This is a genomic window from Psychrobacter sp. NG27 (genome assembly GCF_016106655.1).
GTDB lineage: Bacteria > Pseudomonadota > Gammaproteobacteria > Pseudomonadales > Moraxellaceae > Psychrobacter.
Genome location: NZ_JADGIN010000005.1, coordinates 174,870 through 201,327, shown reverse-complemented (window position 1 = coordinate 201,327; position 26,458 = coordinate 174,870). Strand labels below are relative to the sequence as shown.

Here is a 26,458-nt window from a genome sequence, read left to right as displayed (position 1 = left end):
TATTTTATGCACAGTAATATCAAGTGAGAAAATCATTATATCAATAATAGTAGTGTTGATTTAACAAACTTTAGCTACTTATCCAATAGTTGACGGCTGCGCTCAATCACTGGTGCATCTACCATTTGACCATTTACTTTAAATACGGCCTGCCCACTGCGCTCATACTCCTCAACCACGCGCTGAGCAAATGACAATGCTTCGTCTGTCGGTTGTAACGTCTGTTGCACGACTGCTACTTGCTTAGGATGAATGCAAAGCATTCCAGACATACCCATCTGTGACCATAAATTTACTCGCGTGCTTAATCCGGCTTTATCATTAAAATCAGGATAAACCGTATCAATCGGCGCTGCTAGCTCATGTACTTTAGATATCAGCATTAATTGATAACGAATCTGATTGGCAACGATATCTGCGGCAGGCGTACCTACTTGTACCCGCAAATCATTGCACAGATCTAAAAAACCATAACTAAACGCGGCCAACCCGACTGCTTTTGCCATACTATCGATTTGATACAAACCAATCGCACTCTCAATCAATGCAATCACAGGCAAATTGATAAGTTGGTGCACGCTCTCAATGTCGGCGACTTGCTCAGCTTTGGCCAGTAACACGCCGGCTAAATTTCGCATTTTCTGACAGAGCACTATGTCTTTGAAAAACTCTTCACTACCTGCCTTATTAATACGTAGCCAAATCGGCTGATAATCTTTACTTTCATGATATTGTTGTAATGCTTCGCGTCCGGATGCTTTATCTTCTGGCGCAACGGCATCTTCCAAATCGACAATAACTGCATCTGCGCCACTAGCAAAAGCCTTCGCTACTCTATCGATGCGAGTCGCTGGCACGAATAGCCATGTTTTATTTTGAGAAGTTATATTTATTTTATGATTGATCACTGAATTCATGCTTAATTCCTATATTATTCAAGTAGCGATTAGCAGCTTTATTATGCCATTACACTGCCTATTTTTACTTTAGATTAATAATCTATCGATGCAATTGACACTAAAACTATTTAGACACTCCATCAAAAAATCAAATCAAAAAAAACCGCATGAAAATTGTTTTCATGCGGTTCTTAAGTAACTTTTCTTGAATTTGTATTCTAAGTTTTCTGATCGGCTAATTAAGCCAGCATACCACCATCGACAACGATAGTCGCACCCGTGGTATAACTTGAGGCATCAGACACTAGATACAATACTGTGCCAGCCATTTCATCAGGATTCGCAACGCGTCCTAGCGGAATCGAGTGTAGTGCCATTTTTAAGACTTTATCATTGGTCGTCAAAGCAGAGGCAAACTTGGTATCGGTCAAACCTGGCAATAGCGCATTGACGCGGATATTAAGTGGGCCACATTCTTTAGCAAAAGCTTTGGTCATGCTAATGACAGCCGCTTTGGTGATTGAGTAAATGCCTTGCTTGTCACCGGCTACTAAGCCATTGACCGAAGCTGTATTCAAGATGACACCGCCGCCCTGCTCTTTCATCATCTTGCCAGCTGCCGTCGACATAAAGAAGTAACCGCGGATATTGACTTCAACGGTCTTATCAAAAGCCGCTAAATCTGTATCTAAGATATGGCCATAGTAAGGGTTGGCTGCTGCGTTATTAACTAAAATATCGATTTGGCCAAACTCGCTTTTGATATGCTCAAAAATCGCATCAATCTGCGCCATCTCGCCCACGTGGCAAGCAAAAGCGCTGGCTTTGTGACCATCAGCGACGATGCTATCAGCGACTGCTTGGCAGGCATCAATCTTACGACTAGAGACAATCACATGCGCGCCTCGTGATGCCAATAAACGAGCAATAGATTCGCCAATACCGCGGCTAGCGCCAGTAACCAAAGCAACTTTACCGGTTAAATCAAATAAGTCTTTCATCATTATTCCTTATGTTTTTATAAACTGACTATTTTCAAACAATTATTCTTGAGCGCTGAATTCATGTATCTAAAATTGGATAACTAAACGCAGATAATCGCTGTCACAACTAACAGCGATTATCGAGCACTAATAAATTGAATAATGAGCGCTCAATTGCTACAGTTACGCTAGCATGCCACCATCAAGTGTAAAGGCATGACCATTCATAAAGGTACTCTCATCGCTAGCTAGCCATGCAATCGCACTAGAGATTTCATTCACATCTCCTAGGCGGCGCAGTGGACTGGCCTTAATCGTTGCTTGCTGCGTACGCTCATCCATCGTTGCCATCGTATTGCGTACCATTGGCGTATCAATGAAGCTTGGGCATACGGCATTAAAACGGATATTGGCGCGGGCATACTCATGGGCAGCAGATTTGGTCAGACCCATAACCCCATGCTTAGCAGCACTATAAGCTGAAATCATAGGCGCTGAGCGTAGACCTGCAATAGACGCTACGTTAATCACATGACCGCCACCATTAGGTATCATACAGTTGACGGCGGCACGCATACAGTGCCAAACACCTTTTAAATTCACTGCGATATTACGATCAAAGTCGTCATCGCTTAGCTCATGCATTGGCGAAGGCTTATGGTCGATACCAGCGTTGTTTACCACCACATCTAAGCCGCCAAGCGTTTCTACTGCAAAGTCGAACAACGCGCGTACTTCATCACCACTGGTCACGTCTACTTTTTTGAAAACGATACTGTTGCCAGCGTCTTGGCCTTGCTGGGCAACCGCAGCGCCCATGTCTTCTGCCATATCACCGATCACGACTTTTGCGCCGCGACTGGCTAGCAATAACGCGCTTGCTGCCCCGATGCCTGACGCACCGCCCGTGATTAAAATTCGTTTACCCGTTACATCTGATGCAATTCCGTTTGTATTCAGTGTCATGATCTATCCCTCTACCTTAAGTACTAGTTTGCCGAAGTTTTCACCTTTAAAGAGCATCATTAAAGTATCTGGGAACGTCTCGATACCTTCAACGATATGGTCTTTCACTTTCATATCACCTGACTGAATCCAGCCAGCGATATCTTTCATGGCGACTGGATATTCTTTGATATTATCAAATACCACGATGCCTTCCATACGGGCACGATTGACCAATAATGATAGATAATTCGATGGGCCTTTGACTTCTGTGGTGTTGTTATACTGACTAATGGCACCGCAAATAACGATACGCGCATGCAGATTTATTTGTGTGAGCACGTCATTTAAGATATCACCGCCTACGTTGTCGAAATAGACATCGACGCCGTCTGGACAGGTTTTCTTTAGTGCTTTTTTCACATCTTCATTTTTGTAATCGATCGTCGCATCAAACCCAAGCTCATCGACTAAGAATTTACATTTCTCTGCGCCGCCCGCGATACCGACAACACGGCAGCCTTTAATCTTGGCAATCTGACCGACCAAGCTACCAACGGCACCAGCTGCGCCAGAGACGACAACAGTCTCACCTGCTTTTGGCTGACCTGTTTTTAGCAAACCAAAATATCCTGTCATACCTGGCATACCAAGTACGCCCAAGTAATAAGACAATGGCGCCAGTTTTGGATCAACTTTATAAAGATTAGCACCATCACTGACAGCATAGGACTGCACGCCATCGTGACCTGCGACATAGTCACCAACGGCAAATTTATCATGCTTGCTTTCAATCACTTCGCCTACAGTACCAGCGCGCATAACTTCACCAATCTGTACTGGTGCAATATAAGATTTAGCATCGTTGAGCCAACCACGCATCGCCGGATCGATAGAGATGTATTCAACCTTAATCAGTAGCTGACCATCGGTGATAGTCGGTATTTCTGTCTCGGTATAATCCCAAGTCTCGGCACTAGGCTCGCCTACCGGTCTCGCCTTTAATCGCCATTGTTTATTAATTTTTGTCATGTCTCTTTCCTTAGAGTTGTCCTTAGAACCATTCTGTTTGCATATCAGTGCAAACCGAGTTGGTATTGGTTAATAATTCGATGTCGCGTTTAACTAATGGCAGTTCCCAATCGATAAAATATTTAGCCGCTTGTATCTTGCCTTTGTAGAAGTTCTGCTGCTCAGCATTTTGCGTCGTGCTCAATAGCTGCTCAGCTTTGCTGGCTTGACGAATCCAAATCCAGCTCAGCACAATTGAAGCAAAAATATTCATGAGTGCTTGCGCATTACCTGTCAATGTCACTGCTTCTTCGGCTTGTAACACTTTGCTGAGATGCACCAATACTTCATGTAAGTGACCCATATAAGGCATCAATTTACCTGCAAGTTGCGCGCTCTCAGGTGTAGTGATACTTTCTAAATCTTGTGTAATCTCACGTTTTAGGATTTGAATGCCTAACCCACCTTTTTGCCATAACTTACGAAATGACAAATCCAATGCCTGCACGCCATTTGTGCCTTCATGGATGGGGTTTAGGCGATTGTCACGCCAAAACTGCTCAGCCTGATACTCACGCGTATAGCCTGCACCGCCCAATACTTGAATACCCAAGTCATTGGCTTTTGGTCCATATTCAGATGGCCATGCTTTCAATACTGGGGTGAGAAGATCTAATAACTCTATTAGCTCGTTTTTTAATGTTTCGTCTTCGCAAGTGTTGATACGGTCAATCAGGTTTGAGCCATATAGACATAAGGAGATACCGCCTTCAGAGTAGGCTTTTTGCGCCAATAGCATGCGCTTTACGTCACCATGATTGATGATGGCAGTTGCCGCATCTTCAGGTTTATTGTTCGGAGCGATTCTGCCTTGCGTTCTGTCTTTCGCATAATCAAGTGAATACTGATAACCGCGATAACCAACCATCGATGCGCCAAAACCAACAGCGATGCGCGCTTCATTCATCATTTTAAACATATAGCGCAGGCCGAAATGCTCTTCACCGATGAGATAACCATGGCATGCACCTTCGTCACCAAAGCTCAGCGCCGTAGACGTCGTACCTCTATAGCCCAGTTTATGAATGAGTCCTGTCAAATGCACATCGTTGCGCTCGCCGACCGATGCATCCTCATTTAAGCGATACTTGGGCACAGCAAATAAAGAGATGCCTTTGACGCCACCTGGACCACCAGGCACTTTGGCCAATACGAGATGGACGATATTTTCAGACAGTTCGTGATCACCGCCTGAAATATAAATCTTGCTGCCTTTGACGCGGTATGAGCCATCATCTTGTTTTACCGCAGTGGTTTTGATATCAGCAAGTGACGAACCTGCATGTGGCTCGGTCAATGCCATGGTTCCAGTGAATTCACCTGTCAGCATGCGCGGCATAAAGGCAGCTTTAATCTCATCACTGGCAAAATGCGAGATGACGTTGATTGCAGCAGTGGTCAAAAATGGATAAGCAGTGGTTGATGGATTGGCAGCCATAAAATAACCTGCCACTGCTGTCATCACTGTTTCAGGCAACTGCATGCCGCCGTCTTCAAAACTATAACGACCTGCAATGAAACCTGACTCACGGAAGGCATCAAAAGCGACTTTTACATCGCTTATCATGCTGACCTTTTTGCCATCAAACTGTGGCTCATTCTTATCCGCTACATGGTTATGCGGCAAAAACAATTGGGTCGCAATTTTATTGGCCGTCTCTAACACAGCATCAAATGTCTCGCGGCTATGCTCTGCAAACTTAGCATGCTCAGTTAAATTTTCAGTGCCCAATACATCATATAATTGGAACGGTAACTCAAAGTCATTGATAAGCGTATCTGCTGCCATAGTATTCTCGTTAACTGATTAAATTTGGTTATCAATCGATATTAAGCTAATTTAACGCCTTACCGTATTGTCATTTATGACATAATTATGGTCAAATACGACATAAATAGTACTTATATTTAGAAAATTCAGATAGAAAATTGATATCTTTAGTCAACAAAGTAAAAGGAGAATAGACACCCATGCCCTATTTCAAACCTTTTAAAATGATTATTCTTGGCTTCGATGGTGTACTTGGCAGTGTGCTCTCTGGCGCATTGGACTTGTTTTCATTCACAGGTGTCAGCTGGCAGCGTTTTTCGAATGAGTCTGTAGAGCCTAGATTTAATGTACAGATTGCAAGCTTGGGTGGCGGGGATATCAGGTGCAGTAATCGCTTAATCATGCAAGCCCATTGCGATATTCGAGACGTGACAGAATGCGATTTATTGCTCGTACCCACCATTGGCGACTCTATTGATAAGGTGTTGCAGCAAAACAGCGAGCTACTGCCACACTTAATACGGCTTGCGAATACCAAGGCTGATATTGCCAGTAACTGTAGCGGTGCATTTTTTCTGGCAAAGGCAGGATTGTTAGATAATAAAATCGCCACCACGCACTGGGGCTATGCCAATAAGTTTAAGGCAGATTTCCCACTCGTTGACTTACAAGAAAACCAGTTTGTTACTCATTCAAAAAGCAACTCAGCAAACCAATCAGGCAACATATTTTGTGCGGCAGGTGGCAGCGCCTTTTATGATTTGGGGTTATTATTAATAGAGCGCTACTGCGGACGTGAGATTTCCACACAAGTAGCAAAAACCCAAATCATCGATAGCAAAAGAGGCAGTCAGAATAGCTATACCAACGTGACCCTGCACAAACCACATTCGGATCATTTGATCAAACAAGTCCAAGACTATATCGAAGAAAATTTCCACCAGCCACTACAGGTCAGTGCTCTGGCTGCTATGATAAATATCACCCCGCGTACTTTAAACAGGCGCTTTCAGTCCTCTGTAGCGATGCGGCCGATTGAGTATATTCAAGCCGTCAGAATTGAGCAGGCAAAGCGCCTGCTAGAATTGGGAGATGTGACGATAAAATCGCTTGCTGAACAAGTCGGCTATGATGATATCTCTTCATTCACACGCTTATTTAAACGCGCGACTGAACTGACACCGAAAGAGTATCAAGACAAGTTTTCGAGGTTGGCTATTTAGCCATGACAGTGAATAGTAGTTAGAGATTAGCATTTAAGCATTCTGCCACAAGCCTTCTACTTGGATAGCATCAGCCTTAATGGTTGGGTAATCGGTAAATGCTAGCTGATAGCCGCTATCAGTATTAGGTGTTAGCTGACAAGTCGCCCCCAATGGAAAGCTGTATTTTTGTCCAATATGACCAAAACGCATGCCACTATAAATGGGCAATCCTGTTAGTTCATGCAATTGGCGAATCACAGTGGCGACATCATAGCGCTTGTCATAGCTGTCCTCACCTGCACCAGACAATGCTCCAAAGACAATTGCTTGTTGATTCTTAAACACACCTGCGAGATATAGGTCATATAGCATGCGCTCAATACGATACGCCTGCTCGCCTACATCTTCTAAAAATACAATACCGCCATCAATCTTCGGCAAATAGTCGCTACCTGCCAGCGCTGACACCACGCTTAGATTACCGCCCCAAATCGTGCCAATTATAGTTTTTGGCTCAGCACTGGTCAAAATACTGGGTAAACTAGGACTGGTTAAGGTAGCGTCTGATATATTAATCACCAGATTGGGATTGGTGAGTGCTTCAACGAACTGTCGACAGCTGATCTCGTCAGGTTTGGACTTGCCAAATTCACTATAGAGCATCGGTGCGGCAAGCGAACTCATATCTCCCTTTGCCAATAATGCGCATTGAATAGCGGTCACATCACTAAAGCCTGCGAGGATTGTGCCCCGCTCCTTCATAATACGTCCCAGCGTCGACCAGTCAACCATCGGTAACAAACGCATGGCACCATAACCACCGCGCACACCCAGCAGTAATTTGGGTGCTGCGATAGCACCTGTAGCAATGTTTTGCAGGTCACTCGCTCGCTGCGAATCCGTACCAGCAAAGCGTAAATACTGTCGATTGGTAATCGCAGGATTGTTTACTTTAAAACCCGCACACGCCACACGATCTAATGCCAACTGATTGCGCTCGTCACTGCCACCAACATTAGAGCTGGCAAAAAGTCGCGTCTCAATCGTGGGCGTGATACATTTTGTCTGCGTTAACGACGCCTGTGACGTTTGTGGTAATGAACCATCATCCATCAGCGCAGTTGGCAGATCATCTTTAGTCAGTTGTGTGCTGCTTGGATCCATAGCATTAGATGCTAGCGCCTGAGTGATACTATGCGTCGCTAACAATCCTGCCCCGGCACTCATACCAACTTGACGTAAAAACTGGCGACGATTCAATCCAGATTTCGTTTCAGTTGCATGACTATTTTTATCATCTTTCCATGACTGAGTCTTAATACCCATATCTTACTGCTACCTTATCACTTCTATTTTTATGATTTGTTTTCTTAAACCTTGTGGCAGCATATTGTAGACGCTTTTTCAGCGTTGATGGTTGCCCAATCTTTACCGATATTTACTTTTTCGCTACTGAGACACACAATACAAGTCGATCAGATTTGTTACTGTAAATACAAATTCATCGCAAAGGAAAAAGGTAATAATTATGTTTAACAAAAAAACGGATAAAAACAAAGCACTTGACTCTAATTTGGAATACTTACTTAGCAAAGAAAGTAAACTCAAAGAAAAACTGGAGGACAGCGGCTATCTTGAGCCTTTTAGTGATGATCTAATGTTATTTATGAGTCTTGTCAAAGACTATTACAAAGGTGACTACCGTAAGATTCCTTTTAAAGCTATATCAGCTGGCGTTATTGGTGCGCTCTATGTACTAAATCCAATTGACCTCATTCCTGACTCTATTCCATTTATCGGCCACATCGATGATGCGCTGGTACTTAAATTTTGTTTAAAACAGGCCAAAAAAGATCTGCAAAAATACAAAGAGTGGAAACAGGAACAATCGAATACTAAAAATAAATTAGAAGATAAGAACGACACTGATAAGACTGATGACGACAAGACTAGTCCTGATGAAAAAGATAACGACGAGACTGATACTAATCTTAAGAAAGCTTCGTGAATGTTAATACCCTAGAAGGTTAAAAAAAGTGCAGCATCAAAAAAGCCACGACCGCGAATTAATTTTTCGGTCGTGGCTTTTGTTATTTTCAGTGCATTCAATACTATAATTTAATCGGGCACTTCATAATTGGCTTTTTCAGGATTAAGACCAAATGAGTAGACAAAGGTCGCAACCAGACTATTGATAATAATAAAGGGTAAATCTATGGCAGCGTGTCCCAATGCATAGCGACCAATCAGCCACGAGACAATCAGCATAATAATAAAAAACGCGCCCAAATAGGCCAAAATAGTAGGGTGCTTTAGATTGTAAGGCTTCTGAGGTGTGGGCTGTTTTTCTAATACGTAGGTTCTAATCGCCCAACCCGCTGCATAAGAAAATCCGCCCAACACCACATAACTAAAAAAATTCATATTGCTTAACTCTACTGACAAAACCGTTTATAACGACAGACGATCGATCATAAATACATCTATCACAAAATACATTGGTCATAAATAATAAGGGTAGAAAGCGCTTATCTAACTGCTCTCATTGACATTATCGATGATAATATCGGCATGTGGATTGGCCAAAATATCGGTATTGATGTCATCACACTCTACACGGTAGATAGTATTGGCCCCTCGGTAAATATAAGACAGATACTCACTATCCAAAAGTGGATCGATATTTGCGTAGGCAGGCTTGACATGAGCCAACACCAGCACACGATCAGGACGACCAATCACTGCATCGACATTGTCAGGATCAATAGAGAAAAACTGGGGTATCTCGCTATTTTCAATCACCTCGAGCGCCTCAGGATTGTCCCAAACACGCTTAGCAGTGGCAGGCTCTTTCATTTGCATGACCCATGCACCATCTTGTTCACTGACTCGAATCTGTGCAGGCTCATCTGGGCTCACGGTATAACAACCCGCAAACACAGATAAATCTGCCACTTCAGTATTTACTTGAGTGCTACTGGTATCGTTGCAAGCGCTCAAAAATATCGCGCTACTGGCAGTCACACCAAGCATCAGATACGTCATTTTTTTATGGAGGACATTTGAGCGTAAGGACATAATAGGGTTATCCTGCAGTCATGCGTTAGAGATTTTATGGTAGGTATTGTTATAGATATTAACGTCCGAAGACTTGTTATGAGGGCTATTTTAACAGAAAACCAGTCCGTGACTACGACGTTATAAACTGCCCTAAACGGTTTTGCGACTTTGTGCGTCACGACTGCCCATATCTGCGATAGATTTGTTATACTCACAGCGGCATTCTCGGCGTTCAAACCGTATATGCAAGATGCTCGCGCGTCACTCTATATCCTTCATTTATCAGGTCCATACATTTTTATGTCAGAAAATCGTCATCCAGCATCACATACCCATAAAGGTTACGCACAAGATAATGGTGTTGATCCGTTAGCCGCAAAAACCAATACTACAGTGGCCTATACCGACGGTGCTTGCAAAGGCAATCCTGGCGCGGGTGGCTGGGGCGCGCACCTGATATTTAGTGATGGCAGCACACAAGATATGTATGGCGGTGATAAAGAAACCACCAACAATCGTATGGAGCTCATGGGCGCGATACAAGCGCTGACTCATAGCCCGCATGAGCATAATCTTGAGATTTGGACCGATTCCAGTTATGTCAAAAAAGGCATCACTGAGTGGATCGAGGGCTGGAAAAAAAGAGGCTGGAAAACGGCCAGCAAAAAACCAGTCGCCAATCAAGACTTGTGGCAACGCTTAGATGCGCTCTGTCAACAGCGCGATGTCGATTGGCATTGGGTCAAAGGCCACGCAGGGCATGCAGGCAACGAAAAAGCAGATGAGCTGGCAAACTTAGGCGTTACATCGAACAGTGGCCATTCGGCAGTAAACGAATCAGACATCGCTAAAAAAAAAGTCACCCTAATGACTGCTAAAGCACCAGACACCTCTAATGATGATTGGTTAAAGTTCGATCCGCTAGGGCTCGATATAATCGATGACGAAAGTGACCATGAAGATGAACATAATAATGATGAGCGTGATGATGAGTCACTAGAAACGTACTCCGTAATAGATGAGACTGATAAAAAAATCGACAATACCACTAAGACCAATGCGGCTGTACCAACCAATTCTAATGACAGTAGCACACCAATGAATCATACAGAACTATCAGAGGTTCAAACCTTTATGACCGATACCAACATACATAGCAATATTGCAGACTTAGAATCGGACACCCCTAAGTTCGATGGTGATACCAGCCGTGCCAACCCCTACTTTACGCCCCTATTACCAAAACCTATCCATCGTCACGAGACAAATCGTCAGCTTATTATGGATACCGAGACCACAGGACTTGATGCCCTAAAAGGCGATCGTATCGTAGAAGTCGGTATCGTCGAGATGGTCGGGCGTAAATTTACAGGTGAAAAACTGCACGTCTATATCAACCCGCAGCGCGGTATGGATGAAGAGGTTATTCGTATTCATGGTATCTCAGAGGCATTTTTGGCTGATAAACCGACCTTTGATCAGGTCGCTCAGTCTTTGTACGACTTTATGGATGGTGCCGAAGTTATCGCTCACAATGCCACGTTTGATATGAACTTTTTGAACATGGAGTTTGCTAAAGTCGGTCTGAACGATTTTGCCCAGCGTGTAAAAGTTACTGACTCCCTAGTCATGGCAAAGCAGCAATATCCTGGACAGAAAAACACCCTTGATGCGTTAGTGCGGCGCTTAAACGTTGGTAAGCAAGATCGTACCTTTCATGGGGCCTTACTCGATTCAGAGATTTTAGCAGAAGTCTATCTGGCGATGACGGGTGGACAAGTCACGCTCGCTATCGAAGAGGACACGCAGGCCGATGGCGGACAGACGGCTCATGCCAGTTTTGCTAGTTTGGCGAATCTGTTGCTAGCATCGACGTCGGATGAGACTGCCAATCAAAGCTGGTATGCTGCGCTAGTAGACAATTATCCTGAGCTTAAAACCCATATGTAATCCCTTTATAATTTGGACACTATACTAACCCTTATATAATATAGTCTTGATTATTGTTTTATAAAGCGTTAAAACATCACTAACAAACGCTCTTTGAGTCATCATTTAAACCACTGCTATTGTCATTAGTACATTATGGAAGAATACTTATGGATCAGTCTGCGCAAATGAAATTAACTGCACCAACGCTTAGTGTTACTGATTTTAACTTACCCTCACTACATTTATTGCATGATGAGGTTAAGGCAACACTCAAAGACACTGAAATTCATTTGAGCGAGTTCAATGATGATAGCCATCAAGCGCCTTTATTATTAGATTCTATTGAAGTATTAAGACAGCTATCTTGTATTTTTGAATTGATTGCATTGGTTGGCGCAGAATCGTTAAATACGGCTATTGCCAATGGTCTGCAACGTCTCTATGAAAACGGCGATAATAATGACACCGACTTAATCATGGATTTGTCAGAAGCCATCATGACCTTGGATCGCTATGTCGAGTTTGTACTGCTGACGGAGTCAGTTGAACCAAGCCTATTGATACCTGTGATTAATAAGCTAAATGCCCACAGTCAAACCGCCCCTATCACCACAGACTACTTTTCAGCATTTGGTAGTAGTAGTGTCATCATTGCCAATCCTGAGCAAAACTTTGAGCCATTGAGTGCGCTTAATCTAGACACCGAGCTGCTAACCTTTGCCTATCGTAGCGGCTTGGGCGTTGCCCTGCTCAATAGCGATGGCCAAGTTGATTCAGGTGATCAGAAAAAACTCGATGCCATGAGCGCGGCTTGTGCCCTAATTGCCTCGAATACCAGCAGCCTATTTTGGCAGGCCGCCACAGCAGCCGTCACTGATATCGCAGCCGTTTTTCCGCTAAACTTACGCCAAAAGCATACCCTTATATATCTAGAGCAGCAGTTCCAAAGCTACTTGCCAGTAATGGATACTCGCTTTGCCGATTTGGTGAGTTTTGCTTGTCAGCGTGATACCGCAGAGGCAGAGCAGCTACGTGAGCAGTATGCAAACAATCACTTAGAAGGCCCGCAGCTCGAACAAATGAAGCGATTTCTGTTTGGCCCAAATCGCGAATTGACTGATACTTTAAACGTTATTATTCAAGACCAAATCAATATCATTAAGGAAAACGTAGACAGCTATGCACGCGGCGATTCTATCCATCCTATTGAACTGCAGACCACACAAATCATCACAGAGCTGACTGAGCTTGGTTCAGCGCTGCGTCTATTGGGGCTCACAAATGCAGCCAATAGTCTGGATACTGGGGCTGAGGCTGTCAAACATTGGAAAGCACCCTCACCTGACGATTTCGATCATTTGTTATTGGCATTAATGCATGCAGAAAACGCCACTATTGCCATGGCCGAGATGCACACGCCAGGTGCGATCTATTTGCCACTGAACAATCCGCATATCTCATTGCATCAGCTCAACACTGCCAATGACACTCTTATCCAAGAAAGCCGTAGCGCTATTGCTAGCGCAGAGCAAGCCATCAATGATTATCTGGCAGAACCTGAACGAGATATGCTCAATATCCAAAACATACCTAGCATGATGCGCCAAGTGGCGGGCGCGGTACGGTTTTTGCAGCTGCCAACCCCTGCCAGCATGCTCAGTCAACTGGCCAACTATATCGAGCAACGTATCGAGGGTGGACGACGTATTGAAGACGATACGCTGGCCTGTATCGCTGATGTCATGATGGCGGTGGATCATCATTTAGATGGGTTTGAGCACAATCGCCCAGTCAGTAAACAAGCGCTTGATGTGGGTCAGCAGAGCTTAAGTCATTTGCTTACTGCATAGTTATTCATGAATTCAATTTACTGTAAATAGGTCTGTATCTAAATCGGTATAGACTTTACCTCGACTGTTTGGAATTTTACGTATGGCCCATACCTTTGTATTTGATGGTGACACAATCTTATGTCATCAAACCTCAGATGGCTGGTGGCCATTACGCATCCAATGTCCACAAGACAATAGCAACGTAGACGAACAGCCCTATCAACTTGGTTATGTGGCGTTACATGAGAGCTTACCGCCGAGTCACTGGTTAGCCAATGAGCTTAGCGAGACGGGTGATACCAGTAATATAGCGAAAAATGAGATAGCGCAAGATGACATGGCAAACGCTGGCGCTGCACAAACGACCAATGCCATGACTTATGACTATGCGCGCGCTCACCATGTACCGTTACCTACTATTGATGAAAGCAGTGATGACTCAATCCATGGCAATGCATTTGTCCATTATCGTCAGCTGATGATCCAAATGCCTGTGGCCTTGTCAGATCAAATCAGTCAAGCCATCCAGTTATTACGCTGGCAAGCAGACACACAATTTTGTAGTCGCTGTGGCAGTCCTGCGGTTCATGCCGCACGCTCAGAGCGTGCTATGGTCTGCCCAGTATGTCAACTACATCAGTATCCGCGTGTGCAGCCTTGTGTCATTACTGCCATTACCAGACCCAATCCAGCAACGGGTAATATGCAAATTTTGCTAGCACATCATCACCGTCATGGGCAGCAGCAATCAACGCCAATGTACGGTCTGATTGCAGGTTTTGTAGAAGTTGGTGAGAGTCTAGAGCATGCTGTTGTTCGTGAAGTTGCCGAAGAGGTCAATATTAGTGTGTCGAATATCCGCTACGTGAGTAGTCAGCCGTGGCCTTTCCCCTCTAACTTAATGCTAGGGTTTCGCGCTGCTTATGCAGGTGGTGATATTGTCATTGAAGAAGAAGAGCTGTCCCATGCCGCATTTTTTGATCTCTCTAATTTGCCCAAAATACCACCGAAAGGTAGCATCGCTCATGAGCTAATCGCTCAGGTCGCGAGAGAACATGGTATTGAGGTGTAGTGACGTATACGGATATGGCAAGATATGGAGATACCGCAAACTATAAAGTATCTTGTCAACCCTTAACATTTCAATATCATTGAACCATACATCACATCGACGTTGTGATTTTGCGCTTATCCCTTTAAAATTAGCGTCTTAATTAGCCGTACTGATATGTTAGTGCCTGATTTCTTAGCATCTTATGTATACACTTATTATATAGCTGACTTTTCATGAAAAGCGTCAAAGCAATTCTGTATTAGCAACTTTATATTGATATCCATCTGATACTTTCATCAAGAGTAAAGCTATCACTCTTTTATAAAAAACTGCTCACACTCATACCAACTTTACCATTGGTACCAAGGTCTTTAATTACATGCAAAGTAGTACCAATATACGCCTAGTCAACCTGCCTATCTTGTTTGATGCCTTACACATCGACACGCTACCTATCGATGTACAGACGAAAATCTCACAAATTGATGCGTGTCTGCCGCAGACGCAGTGCGGTTTGTGTGAGCATCCAGATGGCTGCTTGCCCTATGCAGCGGCTATCGTATTGGATGACGAGCCTTATAATAAATGCGTACCTGGTGGTCAACCAGTGACGGATGCTATTGCTCAGATTATGGGTATAGATGCTGATATGATACTCCCTGCAGCACCCTCTCAATGGCCAATAGATATCACATCTGAGCGACCTACCGAGGTTCGTGCCGTTATCCGTGAGGACGACTGTATCGGCTGTACCAAATGCATTCCTGCTTGTCCAGTCGATGCTATCATTGGTACTGGCAAGCATATGCATACTATTTTTACGGACTTGTGCACTGGCTGTGAGTTATGTATCGCGCCCTGTCCTGTCGACTGCATTGATTTAGTCACTGTTGAGCGAACACTCTCCATGCCTGAGCGGATAGCAGAGCAAGAGGATTTAAAACAGCGTTATCATACGCATCTCAGACGCGTCACAGAGCAGTTAGCGGACACCAGTAACAGCAGACCTGTGGTCAGTATGGTAGAAGCCAAACTAAACAATGCGGCTAGCCAAGCTCTAAACATCAGTGAAGCACAAGCAAAAAACACCATTGCTACCGCCAAGCTACGTACCAAAATTAAAAAGTTAGAGAAGCAGCTCAGTGTCCGTGCCAATGATCAAAAACAGATAGAGCTGGAAACGTTAAAAGCAGAGCTTGAGTCCTTGCAGATAGCTCTTTGATAGTAATGACTACTTACATGATTGATTTTTTGATAACTGAGTAGCTAAAAGAGTAATTGCCAGCACATAATTTTGTATCACCAATCACTAAAATAATAGTCAAAATCCAATGAGTAAAACGGTCAAACACAAAACAGCAGACACGCCGCCTTCTAGACGCATGCCCAATCGTGATGTGCGGCCTTTTTTTGAGAAGCTGGCAGCAACGATTGACGAGCCAGTCACTGAATTAAACTATAAAAGCAATTTTGAGCTGCTAATCGCGGTGATTTTATCTGCTCAGGCGACCGATGTGAGCGTCAATATTGCCACCCAACAATTGTATCCAGTGGCCAACACACCAGAGGCGATACTGGCACTGGGTGAAGACGGCCTGAAGTCTTATATTAAGAACATTGGCTTATACAATGCCAAGGCCAAAAACGTCATCAAAACGTGTAGTGATTTGATTGAGAAATTTAACAGCACCGTCCCCGATAATCGCAAAGACCTAGAGTCACTGGCTGGTGTTGGGCGCAAGACTGCCAATGTGGTCTTAAATACCGCATTTGGTCAGCCAACTATGGCGGTCGATACTCATATTTTTCGAGTAGGAAATCGCACTGGTCTGGCCACTGGCAAAAACGTGCTAATCGTCGAAAATAAATTGGTTGAACGCATACCCGATGACTTCATAGTCGACGCCCATCATTATCTTATTTTACATGGACGTTATACCTGTCAAGCACGCACACCCAAATGCGGTGCTTGCCCTGTCTATGAAGAGTGCATGTTCAAAGATAAGGCAAAGTTTTTAGAGTTATAGCCTATTGCTGATTTTAATAAATGGCACAGCCAATTGAAACAAAGCATGCTGCACATTTCTTATACCCAAGCAAGTGCAGCTCACTAGAGTTTTATGGTATTTCAAGGTAGAATAACCCTATTTTTGTGTTAAGAGATTGTGGCTATTACCATGCTTCTAATAAGGTCATCTGCACATTCGCCGTAATTTATTAGAGACAACCTTGATTTGGCTGACCATAAACACAGCCATCAGGGCTTGTCAGTGGCGTCCTATATTGGACGATTTGATGGCTAACCATGCTCATGTTTCACTAAAGTGATGACCAAAAATCCTGCTCAAAACCGATTTTTAGTATTAAGAAGTATCGATTATCTGCCGTGTGAATGCGCGGCTGACATTAATTAAAGTAGCATCCAAGACGTGATGCTTTTCCTACCCTGATTGATTCAATTAAGCGATCCCATTATGCGTGAATACAACTTATTTACCTCAGAATCTGTAAGCGAAGGCCATCCTGATAAAATGGCTGACCAAATCTCAGATGCTATCCTTGATGCTATCTTACATGAAGACTTGAATGCACGTGTCGCTTGCGAGACGTTGGTTAAGACTGGTGCGGTCATCCTCGCAGGTGAGATTACCACAACCGCAAATATCGATTTGGAGCGTCTGGTTCGCGATACTGTAAACGGTATTGGTTACCACCATTCAGACTTAGGGTTTGATGGCGAAACCTGTGCCGTCATCAATATGCTAGGTAAGCAATCACCTGAAATCGCCCAAGGTGTTGATCGTAGCGATCCTGAAGAACAAGGTGCAGGCGATCAAGGTCTTATGTTTGGTTATGCCAGTAACGAAACCGAAGTATTGATGCCTGCGCCTATCGAATATGCGCATCGTTTGATGGAGCGTCAGTCTGAGCTGCGCCGTGCAGGAGATCTGCCATGGTTACGCCCAGATGCCAAAGCTCAGGTGACCCTAAAATATGATGGTAATAAACCAGTAGCGATTGATGCAGTGGTATTATCAACGCAGCATGACCCAAGCATCTCGCAGTCAGATTTGCAAGAAGCGGTGATGGAATCTATCATCAAGCAAGTACTACCAGCTGAGCTATTGCATGCAGGTACTCGCTACCACATCAACCCAACAGGTAAGTTTGTGATTGGTGGTCCGGTTGGTGATGCAGGCCTGACGGGTCGCAAAATCATCGTTGACACTTACGGCGGTATGGCGCGTCATGGCGGCGGTGCATTCAGTGGTAAAGATCCATCAAAAGTAGATCGCAGTGCTGCTTATGCCGTACGTTATGTTGCCAAAAACATTGTAGCCGCAGGACTTGCTGATCGCTGTGAAGTACAAGTAAGCTACGCCATCGGTGTCGCTGAACCCACCTCTATCTCAGTCAACACGTTTGGCACCAGCAAAATTAGCAACGATGAGATCATTCGCCTGATTCGTACGCATTTTGATTTGCGTCCTTATGGCATCACCCGTATGCTTAACTTATTGCAGCCTATGTATCAGCAGACCGCTACCTTTGGTCATTTTGGTCGTCCAGGCTCAGAGACTGCCTTTACTTGGGAAAAAACAGACAAAGCCGATATTTTAAAAGCGGATGCTGGTTTATAAGCAGTATTACTCTATAAAACGCGTGCAAACCCTATTTATATATTAAAATTACTGACACTTATTATTAGGAATAGCTTATGTCTCAAGACATCAACACTCAAGACGAAAATGTCGATACTAACATCGAAATCACTCCTGAAATGCAAGCATTTTACCAACGTGCTGATGCCATTATTGGCATGGCAAACAGCCAATTGAGCCCTGAAGCACATTCAGGACAAGTAGGCGCTTCATTATTGTATGCAGCAGCACGCTACAGCGCATCAGTGGCTTCTATTGGTTTTGTGCAAGGCGATGACTTTGCCAAAGAAAAAGACGACATCGTCGAGTTTTATGTCAAACAATACCGCCAAATGCTTAGCGACAATTTGACTGACTATGCACAGAACTTCGATAAGTATGTACAGCTAAACCAAGACGACAAATCAGCTAAATAAGCGACCCTCGTCAATGTAGATACACTCTGTTAGAGACCTTATCTGCAAAACAGCTTCTAATAGAAGCAAACAAAAACCCAAGCTTAATTGAGCTTGGGTTTTTTGTGGAAGAGGATTGGGTAAATGGCTTTAGATTAGTTATTATGAGTAGATAAATATCTCATCAACTTAATAGCAAAATTCTTCAGCGATAGTAGAGTGCTATCGTATACTCCCAATTAATAAGGATATTTTATTATGAAACGAACTCTATTCAATCGACGACTTTCCGTGCTTAATCAATCTTCGTTCAGACCATCATCACTCATACTCACTTTAGTTCTAGCATTGACTGGCTGTAGCTCGATGTCTGATATGGGCACGTCTGGTCAATCACCTACCCCGTCAAACCCTAATAGTAGTCAGAAATTTGAAGATACTCTCACTCAATGTCCACCTGCTAACCCCGCCAACAATATCTGTACAACACAGTATGAGCCGGTCTGTGTGAAGACAAAGGTTGGATCAATTATTAGCTACCAAACTGCTAGTAATGCTTGCTCAGCCTGTAATACCCCTGAAGCCATTGGTTATGCAAAAGGTGAATGCCGTTAACCTATTAAGCTATTTTATGACCAAATATATTTTGAGCATCCATAAAAATACCCAGCTTATTACAAGCTGGGTATTTTTGTAGTTAGAAAATAAACTCTAGAGCTTAAGCATCTTTCTCAAGTGCGGGTGGACCTTTTAGCAAATCTTCATCACGGAACTCATTGGCAGAATTGTGCTCTGCTGACTCCTCAGTGGTAAACCATTGCTGATTGCGATACAGAATCAAACGATCTCGACTCAATCCGCGCAATAGCGAATACATCATCACGACGATTACAATGGCAAAAGGAAAACCTGACACGATAGAGGCGGCTTGTAATGCACTCAAACCACCTGCTGCCAATAGTACCGCAGCGATAACACCTTCAGCACCTGCCCAAAACAAACGCTGAATCTTCGGTGGATTGGTATCACCACCTGAGGTCAGCATGTCGATGACAAAACTGGCTGAATCTGATGACGTGACAAACCACAGTACAATCATGACGACAATAAGCAGATTGACCGCATCTGTCAGTGGATAAGACTCCATAAGCTTAAAGATAGCACTGCCTGTATCTGCTTTGACGGCTTCGATCAGACCTGGGCTAACGATATTAGGATCTGCCGCTGCCATCAGTTCCATATTTACCGCAGAACCACCAAAGGCGGTAAACCATAAAAACAAGATCGTGATAGGAATTAATAACACACCTAGTATGAACTCACGAATGGTACGGCCACGAGAAATACGTGCAACAAACACCCCTACGAATGGTGACCAGCTGATCCACCATGCCCAATAAAAAATCGTCCAAGAAGCTTGCCAGTTTTCTTCGCCTCTATAAGACTCAGTCCAAAGACCCAAGGGTACAATTTCATGTAAATAGTTGCCGATGTTTTCTACAAAGCTATTAAAAATAAATTGCGTCGGCCCAAAGATAATCACAAAACTGAGCAATATCACAGTGAACAATATATTGGTATCACTCAGACGCTTAATGCCTTTATCCAGACCCATAAACAGAGACAACCCTGCTAGCATGGTGATAAAGCCAATCAAAATAATCTGCACCGTAATATTATTGGGTATACCAAATAACGTCTCGAGGCCTGAGTTAATCTGTAAGACACCAAGACCTAACGTGGTCACTACCCCAAACATCGTACCAAATACGGCGAGCGTATCCACCGTATGACCCCAACCGCCATAGATTTTTTTACCCAATATAGGATACAGCGTTGAGCGTATGGCCAGTGGCAAACCCACTCGGTAATGAAAGTACGCGAGCGACAGTGCAACCATGCCATAGAGTGCCCAGACATGTAGACCATAATGCAAAAACGAGATATTCATTGCTTGCTTGGCAGCAGCGACTGTCTCCGCTTCGCCCAGTGGCGGCGCCATGAAGTGATATAGCGGCTCAGCGGTGCCCCAATAAAGCAGCCCAATACCAATGCCTGCTGAGAACAACATCCCAATCCAAGAGACCAAATTATACTCTGGCCGCTCGTTTTGATGACCGAGCCTGATATCGCCATAACGGCTAAATATCATATAGATACTCATGACCAATGTTAAATTGACCACGACAATAAAGAACCAACCAAAGCGCAAAGAGACAAATGCTTTGGCTTGGTTAAATATTACTTCCGCTTGTTCATTGAATAATGCGCCAAAAATAATGAATGCAAGAATCAAAATCGCTGACGTTAAAAATACAGGTTTACTTACCCGCGGAAAAGGGCCTAATCGGCCAACTTTTACATGATCCATAGGTATATCCCCAAAAAAGTGCGTAACCATACCAAGGTATGAACGAATTATCAAATATAACACCTTGTAAACACTGCTAAATGTATAGAAATGGTAGTAACACTTCAGTAATGATTTTCAACAATCCGAATTTTTCCTGAATAAATTTAAATATCTTCACCCAATAAAGAAGCCCCAATTTAAAAATAAATTGGGGCTTCTTTTACTAAAAGCTTAAGTCACTGTCTTACTTTGGCTTACTTTTTAGTCACCTTTAACAATCTTAGGGGGTCCTTTGAGTAGATGCTCATCAGCAAATTCATCTGCCGAGTTGTGATCTGCTGACTCTTCAGTAATATAATGCTGCTGCGCTCTATATAGTATCAGTCGATCGCGACTCAAACCACGCAGTAGCGCATACATCATGGCAAATATAACCAAGGCAAATGGCAATCCTGCTACGATAGCTGCTGCTTGTAACGCGCTCAATCCACCAGCAGCTAACAAAACAGCAGCAATGACGCCTTCAGTGCTTGCCCAAAATAAACGTTGAATCTTTGGCGGATTGGTATCACCACCTGCGGTCAACATATCGATGACAAAACTTGCTGAATCTGATGAGGTCACAAACCACAATACAATCATAATCACAATCATAAATGTTATGGGTTGCGCCAATGGATAATACTCAACCAATTTAAAAATGGCACTACCAAAATCTGTTTGTACCGCCTCGACCAATCCAGGACTAACCAACGCTGGATCAATAGCAGCGAGAAGCTCCATATGAATAGCAACGCCGCCGAAAGTTGAAAACCAAAAGAACAATATGGTCATAGGGATAAGTAATACCCCAAGTACGAACTCTCTAATCGTACGACCACGGCTGATACGAGCAATAAACACGCCGACAAATGGTGCCCAACTTACCCACCATGCCCAATAAAATATTGTCCATGCTGACTGCCAGTTTGCCTCACCTTCATAAGACTCACCCCACAGACCTAATGGTACAACCACTGAAAGATAATTGCCGATATTTTCTAGGAAGCTATCAAAAATGAAAAGCGTCGGCCCTAAGACGACCATAAAACTAAGCAGAATAGCCGTTAAACCGATGTTCACATCGCTTAGACGCTTGATACCTTTATCCAAGCCCATCATGACAGAACATGCGGCTAAAGCAGTAACAAAAGCAATCAGAGCGATTTGTATTGTGAGATTATTAGGAATACCAAATAATTTCTCGAGCCCTGAATTAATTTGCATAACCCCAAGACCGAGTGACGTCACCACACCAAACATCGTACCAAATACAGCTAAGATATCAACGGCATGACCCCACGAGCCATATATTTTTTTACCCAATATAGGATAAAGAGTTGAGCGAATCGATAGTGGTAAGCCACGGCGAAAGTGGAAATAGGCTAAAGATAATCCCACAATCGCGTACAGTGCCCAAGCATGTAAACCCCAATGTAAGAAGGTAATATTCATCGCCTGCTTGGCGGCTTCTATCGTCTCCTTTTCACCGAGTGGTGGTGCCATAAAGTGATATAACGGCTCTGCTGTACCCCAGTAGACAAGTCCAATACCGATACCAGCAGAGAACAGCATGCCGATCCACGAGAATAGACTGTACTGTGGTGTCTCAGTTTGAGCACCAAGGCGAATATCGCCATAACGGCTCATAGACAAATAAACACAAAGCCCTAAGGCCACATTAACGAGAATAATGAAAAACCAACCAAATTTATCGGTAATAAAGCCTTGTAAAAAACTGAACAACGTACCGGCAGATTCAGTAAAAAAAACGCCAAGAATAATAAATGTAATAATGAGTAATGCTGAAGTCAAAAAAACAGGTTTACTTACCCGCGGGAAAGGGCCTAACCTGCCAACTTTTACATGATCCATAGGTATATCCCCAAAAAAGTGCATAACCATACCAAGGTATGAACGAATCACTAAATATAACACCATGTAAATACTGCCGAATGTATAGAAATCGTAGTAACATTGCAGTAATAATCTTTCAACAATCCGAATTTGTTCTGAATAAATTTAAATATCTTTACCCAATAAAGAAGCCCCAATTTAAAAATAAATCGGGGCTTCTTCTATTAAAAGCTTAAGTAGCTGTCTTGATTCTATCTACTTCTTAGTCACCTTTAACAATCTTAGGCGGCCCTTTTAGCAGATGCTCGTCAACGAATTCATTCGCTGAGTTATGGTCTGCTGATTCATCCGTAATAAAGCCTTGCTGCGCTCTGTATAGAATCAGACGATCGCGACTTAAACCACGTAACAACGCATACATCATGACAAAGACCACTAAGGCAAACGGTAGTCCTGCTACGATCGCTGCCGCCTGTAGAGCAGACAATCCACCAGCCGCTAGCAAAATAGCAGCGATAACGCCTTCTGTGGTTGCCCAAAACAAGCGCTGAATTTTTGGTGGATTGGTATCTCCACCAGCTGTCAGCATGTCAATCACAAAACTGGCTGAATCTGATGAGGTCACAAACCACAGCATAATCATAACGACGATCAGTAGTGTGATCGGTTTTGCTAGTGGATAGTACTCAACTAGCTTAAAGATGGCACTACCAGAATCCGCTTGTACTGCTTCAACCAATCCTGGGCTAACACCTGACACAGCAGAAGCAAGCTCCATATGAACAGCAACGCCGCCAAAAGTTGTAAACCAGAAGAACAAAATCAGCATTGGAATCAGTAGTACACCAAGCGTAAATTCACGGATAGTACGACCACGAGAGATGCGGGCAATAAAGATACCAACGAATGGTGCCCAACTAACCCACCATGCCCAATAAAATATCGTCCAGCCACTCTGCCAATCTGTACCGCTATAAGACTCACCCCATGTACCTAGAGGTACAATCACAGTCAGATAGTTGCCGATGTTTTCGATAAAGCTATCAAAGATAAATAGCGTTGGTCCTAAGATGACCATAAACGCCAATAAGATGATAGTGAAACCAATATTGATATCACTTAAGCGCTTAATACCTTTATCCAAACCCATCAAGACTGAAGCTGCTGCTAGCGCTGTGATGAAAGCGATCAAGCCAAACTGTACGGTAAGACTGTTAGGCGTACCAAACAGCTTTTCGAGTCCAGAGTTGATCTGCATAACCCCAAGTCCGAGCGAGGTAACCACACCGAACATCGTACCAAACACAGCCAAAATATCGACCGTATGTCCCCAACGACCATAGATTCGTTTACCAAGTAAAGGATACAAAGTAGATCGAATCGATAATGGCAGGCCGCGACGGAAATGGAAATACGCTAAAGATAGCGCTACAATCGTATAAATTGCCCAAGCGTGTAGACCCCAATGCATAAACGAGATATTCATTGCTTGCTTGGCGGCTTCTACTGTCTCTGCATCGCCCATTGGTGGTGCCATAAAGTGATACAGCGGCTCTGCTGTACCCCAATAAACCAGACCAATACCAATACCTGCAGAGAATAGCATGCCAATCCAAGAGAACAGATTGTACTGCGGTCGTTCTGTTTGGTTGCCTAGTCGAATGTCACCATAGCGACTCATTGCTAAGTAAATACAGAGCGCAAGCGCTGTATTGACTAGAATAATGAATAGCCAACCAAACTTATCGGTAATAAAATTCTGTAAAAAACTAAAAACAGCCCCTGCTGTTTCGGTGAAAAACGCACCGAAAATAATAAAGCCAACAATCAGCAGTGACGATGTAATAAACACAGGTTTACTTACCCGTGGAAAAGGTCCTAATCTGCCTACTTTTACTTCTTCCATGTGCAAGTCTCAAATTTCAAGGAACGTTACCTTAACAAAATAGGTCTTAACTATCAATCTATTACAAAATAAAACTTGATAAAACTATTAATTTACTCTAAAAGGATTTGACAGTTTTATTAAAATAATTAAATATACAGGTAGGTAAATACGTCGTTAATTCGATGTTTTTTTAATGTTATTTGGGCGATAATCTGAGTAATTGTGCATCATTACCATCTTCAAGTGTCCACACTTGCCCGTCTACTGCTAGCACACTGCGTACACGCTCTCCCATGTCATAGCGATAACGCTCAGCCGCGGTATTGTCGTCGTTTATGCCCACTACGATAAGCGCTTTAGACGATAAACCACTGATAAGCGCATTGCCTTGCCAGCTAGGAAAATCATTATGAGTACCAGCCGCATAGATGCTCATAGCAGATGGTGATATGACAGGTGTCCAAGTAATTTTGGGTGCCACAAACTCTGGCTTTGTGTCATGGTCAGGAATATCTAAACCTGAATAATTGCGTCCATTGGATACCATTGGCCAGCCATAGTTGTTACCCTTCTCAATAATATTGAATTCATCGCCACCTTTTGGTCCCATCTCGTGCGCCCAAAGCTGTCCACTATCGTCAAATGCCATACCCAGTACATTGCGATGTCCTATGGTCCAAAACTGTTTGGCTATCTCATTGTCAGTAAACGGATTGTCTGTCGGGGTGTTGCCATCAGGACTCAACCGTATTATCTTACCCAAATTACCATTCATGTCTTGTGCTGGGTCTTTATCTTGACGCTCGCCTGAGCTGATATATAGATAGCGCCCATCAGGCGAAAACAGCAGACGATGACTATAATGTCCTTGCCCTGTAACTTTCGGAGACTGTTGCCAGATAGGCATGATATCTTGCAAGATAGGTGTGGCTGTCTCTAATCCTGAGAGTGTCGCCTTGATAACTTTAGCGCCAAATTTATTGCTATCACTTCCTGTTCCTGCTTCTGCGTAGCTAAGATAGACGGTATTAGACGTCGCAAAATCTGGCGACACGATGATGTCTCCTAAACCACCTTGGCCACCGTAAGCCACTGTAGGAACGCCTTCAACTTTGCTCTTATTACCCGTCGCGGTATCTACGATAAATAGCTCACCTGTTTTTTGTGTTACTAGTAATTTGGGCGCTTTGCTATCTGTACTGGGTAGCGCCGTCATGGCCCAAGGCTCATCAAAGGTTGCAATCGCTTTGGTCGTAAAGTCAGGTTTGTCTATGCTGACTTGAGCATCACTTACCTGCACATCGGCGTCAGAGGCCTGCGCCTCTTTGTATTCTACTGTTTCGTTGCTGGTGTTCACTGTCGAAGGATTGGAGCAAGCCGAGGTGCTGAACAATAGAGCCGCAATTATTAACGGCGATGTTAAGGGGAGGCTTACACGTTCAATATGGATCGTCATCATCTTTCCTCTTTATCCAGTTTGCACTTATATGATTGGTCGTTCATTTATTTATA

Annotated in this window: 22 protein-coding genes; 10 read left to right on the top strand and 12 right to left on the bottom strand. The window is 43.6% G+C overall.

What is annotated here, in order from left to right:
• Window positions 1-74: 74 nt before the first annotated feature.
• The 5 genes from IP485_RS09965 to IP485_RS09945 form a co-directional block, all read right to left on the bottom strand.
• Complete coding sequence (locus IP485_RS09965) at window positions 75-917, bottom strand: HpcH/HpaI aldolase/citrate lyase family protein (RefSeq protein ID WP_198327093.1); 843 nt, start codon at window positions 915-917, stop codon at window positions 75-77.
• A 221-nt stretch (window positions 918-1,138) separates the two neighbouring features.
• Window positions 1,139-1,903: an SDR family oxidoreductase gene (locus tag IP485_RS09960; RefSeq protein WP_265087568.1), complete on the bottom strand. Its 765-nt coding sequence runs from the start codon at window positions 1,901-1,903 to the stop codon at window positions 1,139-1,141.
• 162 nt (window positions 1,904-2,065) lie between these two features.
• Window positions 2,066-2,848, bottom strand: coding sequence for an SDR family NAD(P)-dependent oxidoreductase (locus IP485_RS09955; protein ID WP_198327092.1), 783 nt, complete (start codon window positions 2,846-2,848; stop codon window positions 2,066-2,068).
• Between the two features lie 3 nt (window positions 2,849-2,851).
• Window positions 2,852-3,859 carry an NADP-dependent oxidoreductase gene (locus IP485_RS09950; RefSeq protein ID WP_198327091.1) on the bottom strand — a complete coding sequence of 336 codons (1,008 nt, stop codon included), beginning with the start codon at window positions 3,857-3,859 and terminating at the stop codon, window positions 2,852-2,854.
• 22 nt (window positions 3,860-3,881) lie between these two features.
• A complete protein-coding gene (locus IP485_RS09945) occupies window positions 3,882-5,687 on the bottom strand; it encodes an acyl-CoA dehydrogenase (protein WP_198327090.1) in 1,806 nt (601 codons plus the stop codon).
• Window positions 5,688-5,869: 182 nt separating this feature from the next.
• On the opposite strand from IP485_RS09945, the gene IP485_RS09940 reads away from it, so the two are divergent.
• Window positions 5,870-6,892, top strand: coding sequence for a GlxA family transcriptional regulator (locus tag IP485_RS09940; RefSeq protein ID WP_198327089.1), 1,023 nt, complete (start codon window positions 5,870-5,872; stop codon window positions 6,890-6,892).
• Between the two features lie 33 nt (window positions 6,893-6,925).
• Here IP485_RS09940 and IP485_RS09935 read toward each other — a convergent pair whose 3' ends face one another.
• Entirely contained in the window at window positions 6,926-8,200 is a 1,275-nt protein-coding gene (locus IP485_RS09935; RefSeq protein WP_198327088.1) for an LD-carboxypeptidase, read from the bottom strand.
• Window positions 8,201-8,402: 202 nt separating this feature from the next.
• On the opposite strand from IP485_RS09935, the gene IP485_RS09930 reads away from it, so the two are divergent.
• Window positions 8,403-8,882 (top strand): YkvA family protein, encoded by a 480-nt coding sequence (locus tag IP485_RS09930; RefSeq protein WP_198327087.1) that lies wholly within the window; start codon window positions 8,403-8,405, stop codon window positions 8,880-8,882.
• Between the two features lie 110 nt (window positions 8,883-8,992).
• On the opposite strand, the gene IP485_RS09925 is transcribed toward IP485_RS09930, so the two are convergent.
• Both IP485_RS09925 and IP485_RS09920 read right to left on the bottom strand, forming a co-directional pair.
• Window positions 8,993-9,298 (bottom strand): hypothetical protein, encoded by a 306-nt coding sequence (locus IP485_RS09925; protein WP_194364055.1) that lies wholly within the window; start codon window positions 9,296-9,298, stop codon window positions 8,993-8,995.
• A gap of 108 nt (window positions 9,299-9,406) precedes the next feature.
• A complete protein-coding gene (locus IP485_RS09920; RefSeq protein ID WP_227669548.1) occupies window positions 9,407-9,952 on the bottom strand; it encodes a hypothetical protein in 546 nt (181 codons plus the stop codon).
• Window positions 9,953-10,234: 282 nt separating this feature from the next.
• Here IP485_RS09920 and dnaQ point away from each other — a divergent pair, with 282 nt between their 5' ends.
• From dnaQ to IP485_RS09880, 8 genes are all read left to right on the top strand, one after another.
• Window positions 10,235-11,884 (top strand): DNA polymerase III subunit epsilon, encoded by a 1,650-nt coding sequence (dnaQ, locus tag IP485_RS09915; protein ID WP_198327086.1) that lies wholly within the window; start codon window positions 10,235-10,237, stop codon window positions 11,882-11,884.
• Window positions 11,885-12,033: 149 nt separating this feature from the next.
• A complete protein-coding gene (locus tag IP485_RS09910; RefSeq protein WP_198327085.1) occupies window positions 12,034-13,716 on the top strand; it encodes a hypothetical protein in 1,683 nt (560 codons plus the stop codon).
• Window positions 13,717-13,798: 82 nt separating this feature from the next.
• Window positions 13,799-14,770 (top strand): NAD(+) diphosphatase, encoded by a 972-nt coding sequence (nudC, locus tag IP485_RS09905; protein WP_198327084.1) that lies wholly within the window; start codon window positions 13,799-13,801, stop codon window positions 14,768-14,770.
• Between the two features lie 361 nt (window positions 14,771-15,131).
• Window positions 15,132-15,974: an RnfABCDGE type electron transport complex subunit B gene (locus tag IP485_RS09900; protein WP_198327083.1), complete on the top strand. Its 843-nt coding sequence runs from the start codon at window positions 15,132-15,134 to the stop codon at window positions 15,972-15,974.
• Between the two features lie 109 nt (window positions 15,975-16,083).
• Window positions 16,084-16,779 (top strand): endonuclease III, encoded by a 696-nt coding sequence (gene nth / locus IP485_RS09895; protein ID WP_198327082.1) that lies wholly within the window; start codon window positions 16,084-16,086, stop codon window positions 16,777-16,779.
• 447 nt (window positions 16,780-17,226) lie between these two features.
• Window positions 17,227-18,393 carry a methionine adenosyltransferase gene (gene metK / locus IP485_RS09890; protein WP_197177218.1) on the top strand — a complete coding sequence of 389 codons (1,167 nt, stop codon included), beginning with the start codon at window positions 17,227-17,229 and terminating at the stop codon, window positions 18,391-18,393.
• A 77-nt stretch (window positions 18,394-18,470) separates the two neighbouring features.
• A complete protein-coding gene (locus tag IP485_RS09885) occupies window positions 18,471-18,830 on the top strand; it encodes a DUF3144 domain-containing protein (RefSeq protein ID WP_197177219.1) in 360 nt (119 codons plus the stop codon).
• A gap of 237 nt (window positions 18,831-19,067) precedes the next feature.
• Window positions 19,068-19,424: a hypothetical protein gene (locus IP485_RS09880; protein ID WP_198327081.1), complete on the top strand. Its 357-nt coding sequence runs from the start codon at window positions 19,068-19,070 to the stop codon at window positions 19,422-19,424.
• A gap of 103 nt (window positions 19,425-19,527) precedes the next feature.
• Here the strand turns inward: IP485_RS09880 and IP485_RS09875 are convergent, their stop codons facing one another.
• From IP485_RS09875 to IP485_RS09860, 4 genes are all read right to left on the bottom strand, one after another.
• On the bottom strand, window positions 19,528-21,180 hold the full coding sequence (locus IP485_RS09875) for a BCCT family transporter (protein ID WP_198327080.1): 1,653 nt from the start codon (window positions 21,178-21,180) through the stop codon (window positions 19,528-19,530).
• 243 nt (window positions 21,181-21,423) lie between these two features.
• The gene (locus IP485_RS09870; protein WP_198327079.1) at window positions 21,424-23,076 is read right to left on the bottom strand and encodes a BCCT family transporter; all 1,653 of its coding nucleotides are present in this window, start codon (window positions 23,074-23,076) and stop codon (window positions 21,424-21,426) included.
• A 244-nt stretch (window positions 23,077-23,320) separates the two neighbouring features.
• Complete coding sequence (locus IP485_RS09865; RefSeq protein ID WP_198327078.1) at window positions 23,321-24,964, bottom strand: BCCT family transporter; 1,644 nt, start codon at window positions 24,962-24,964, stop codon at window positions 23,321-23,323.
• A gap of 178 nt (window positions 24,965-25,142) precedes the next feature.
• Window positions 25,143-26,402 carry a PQQ-dependent sugar dehydrogenase gene (locus IP485_RS09860; protein ID WP_198327126.1) on the bottom strand — a complete coding sequence of 420 codons (1,260 nt, stop codon included), beginning with the start codon at window positions 26,400-26,402 and terminating at the stop codon, window positions 25,143-25,145.
• Window positions 26,403-26,458: the final 56 nt, after the last annotated feature.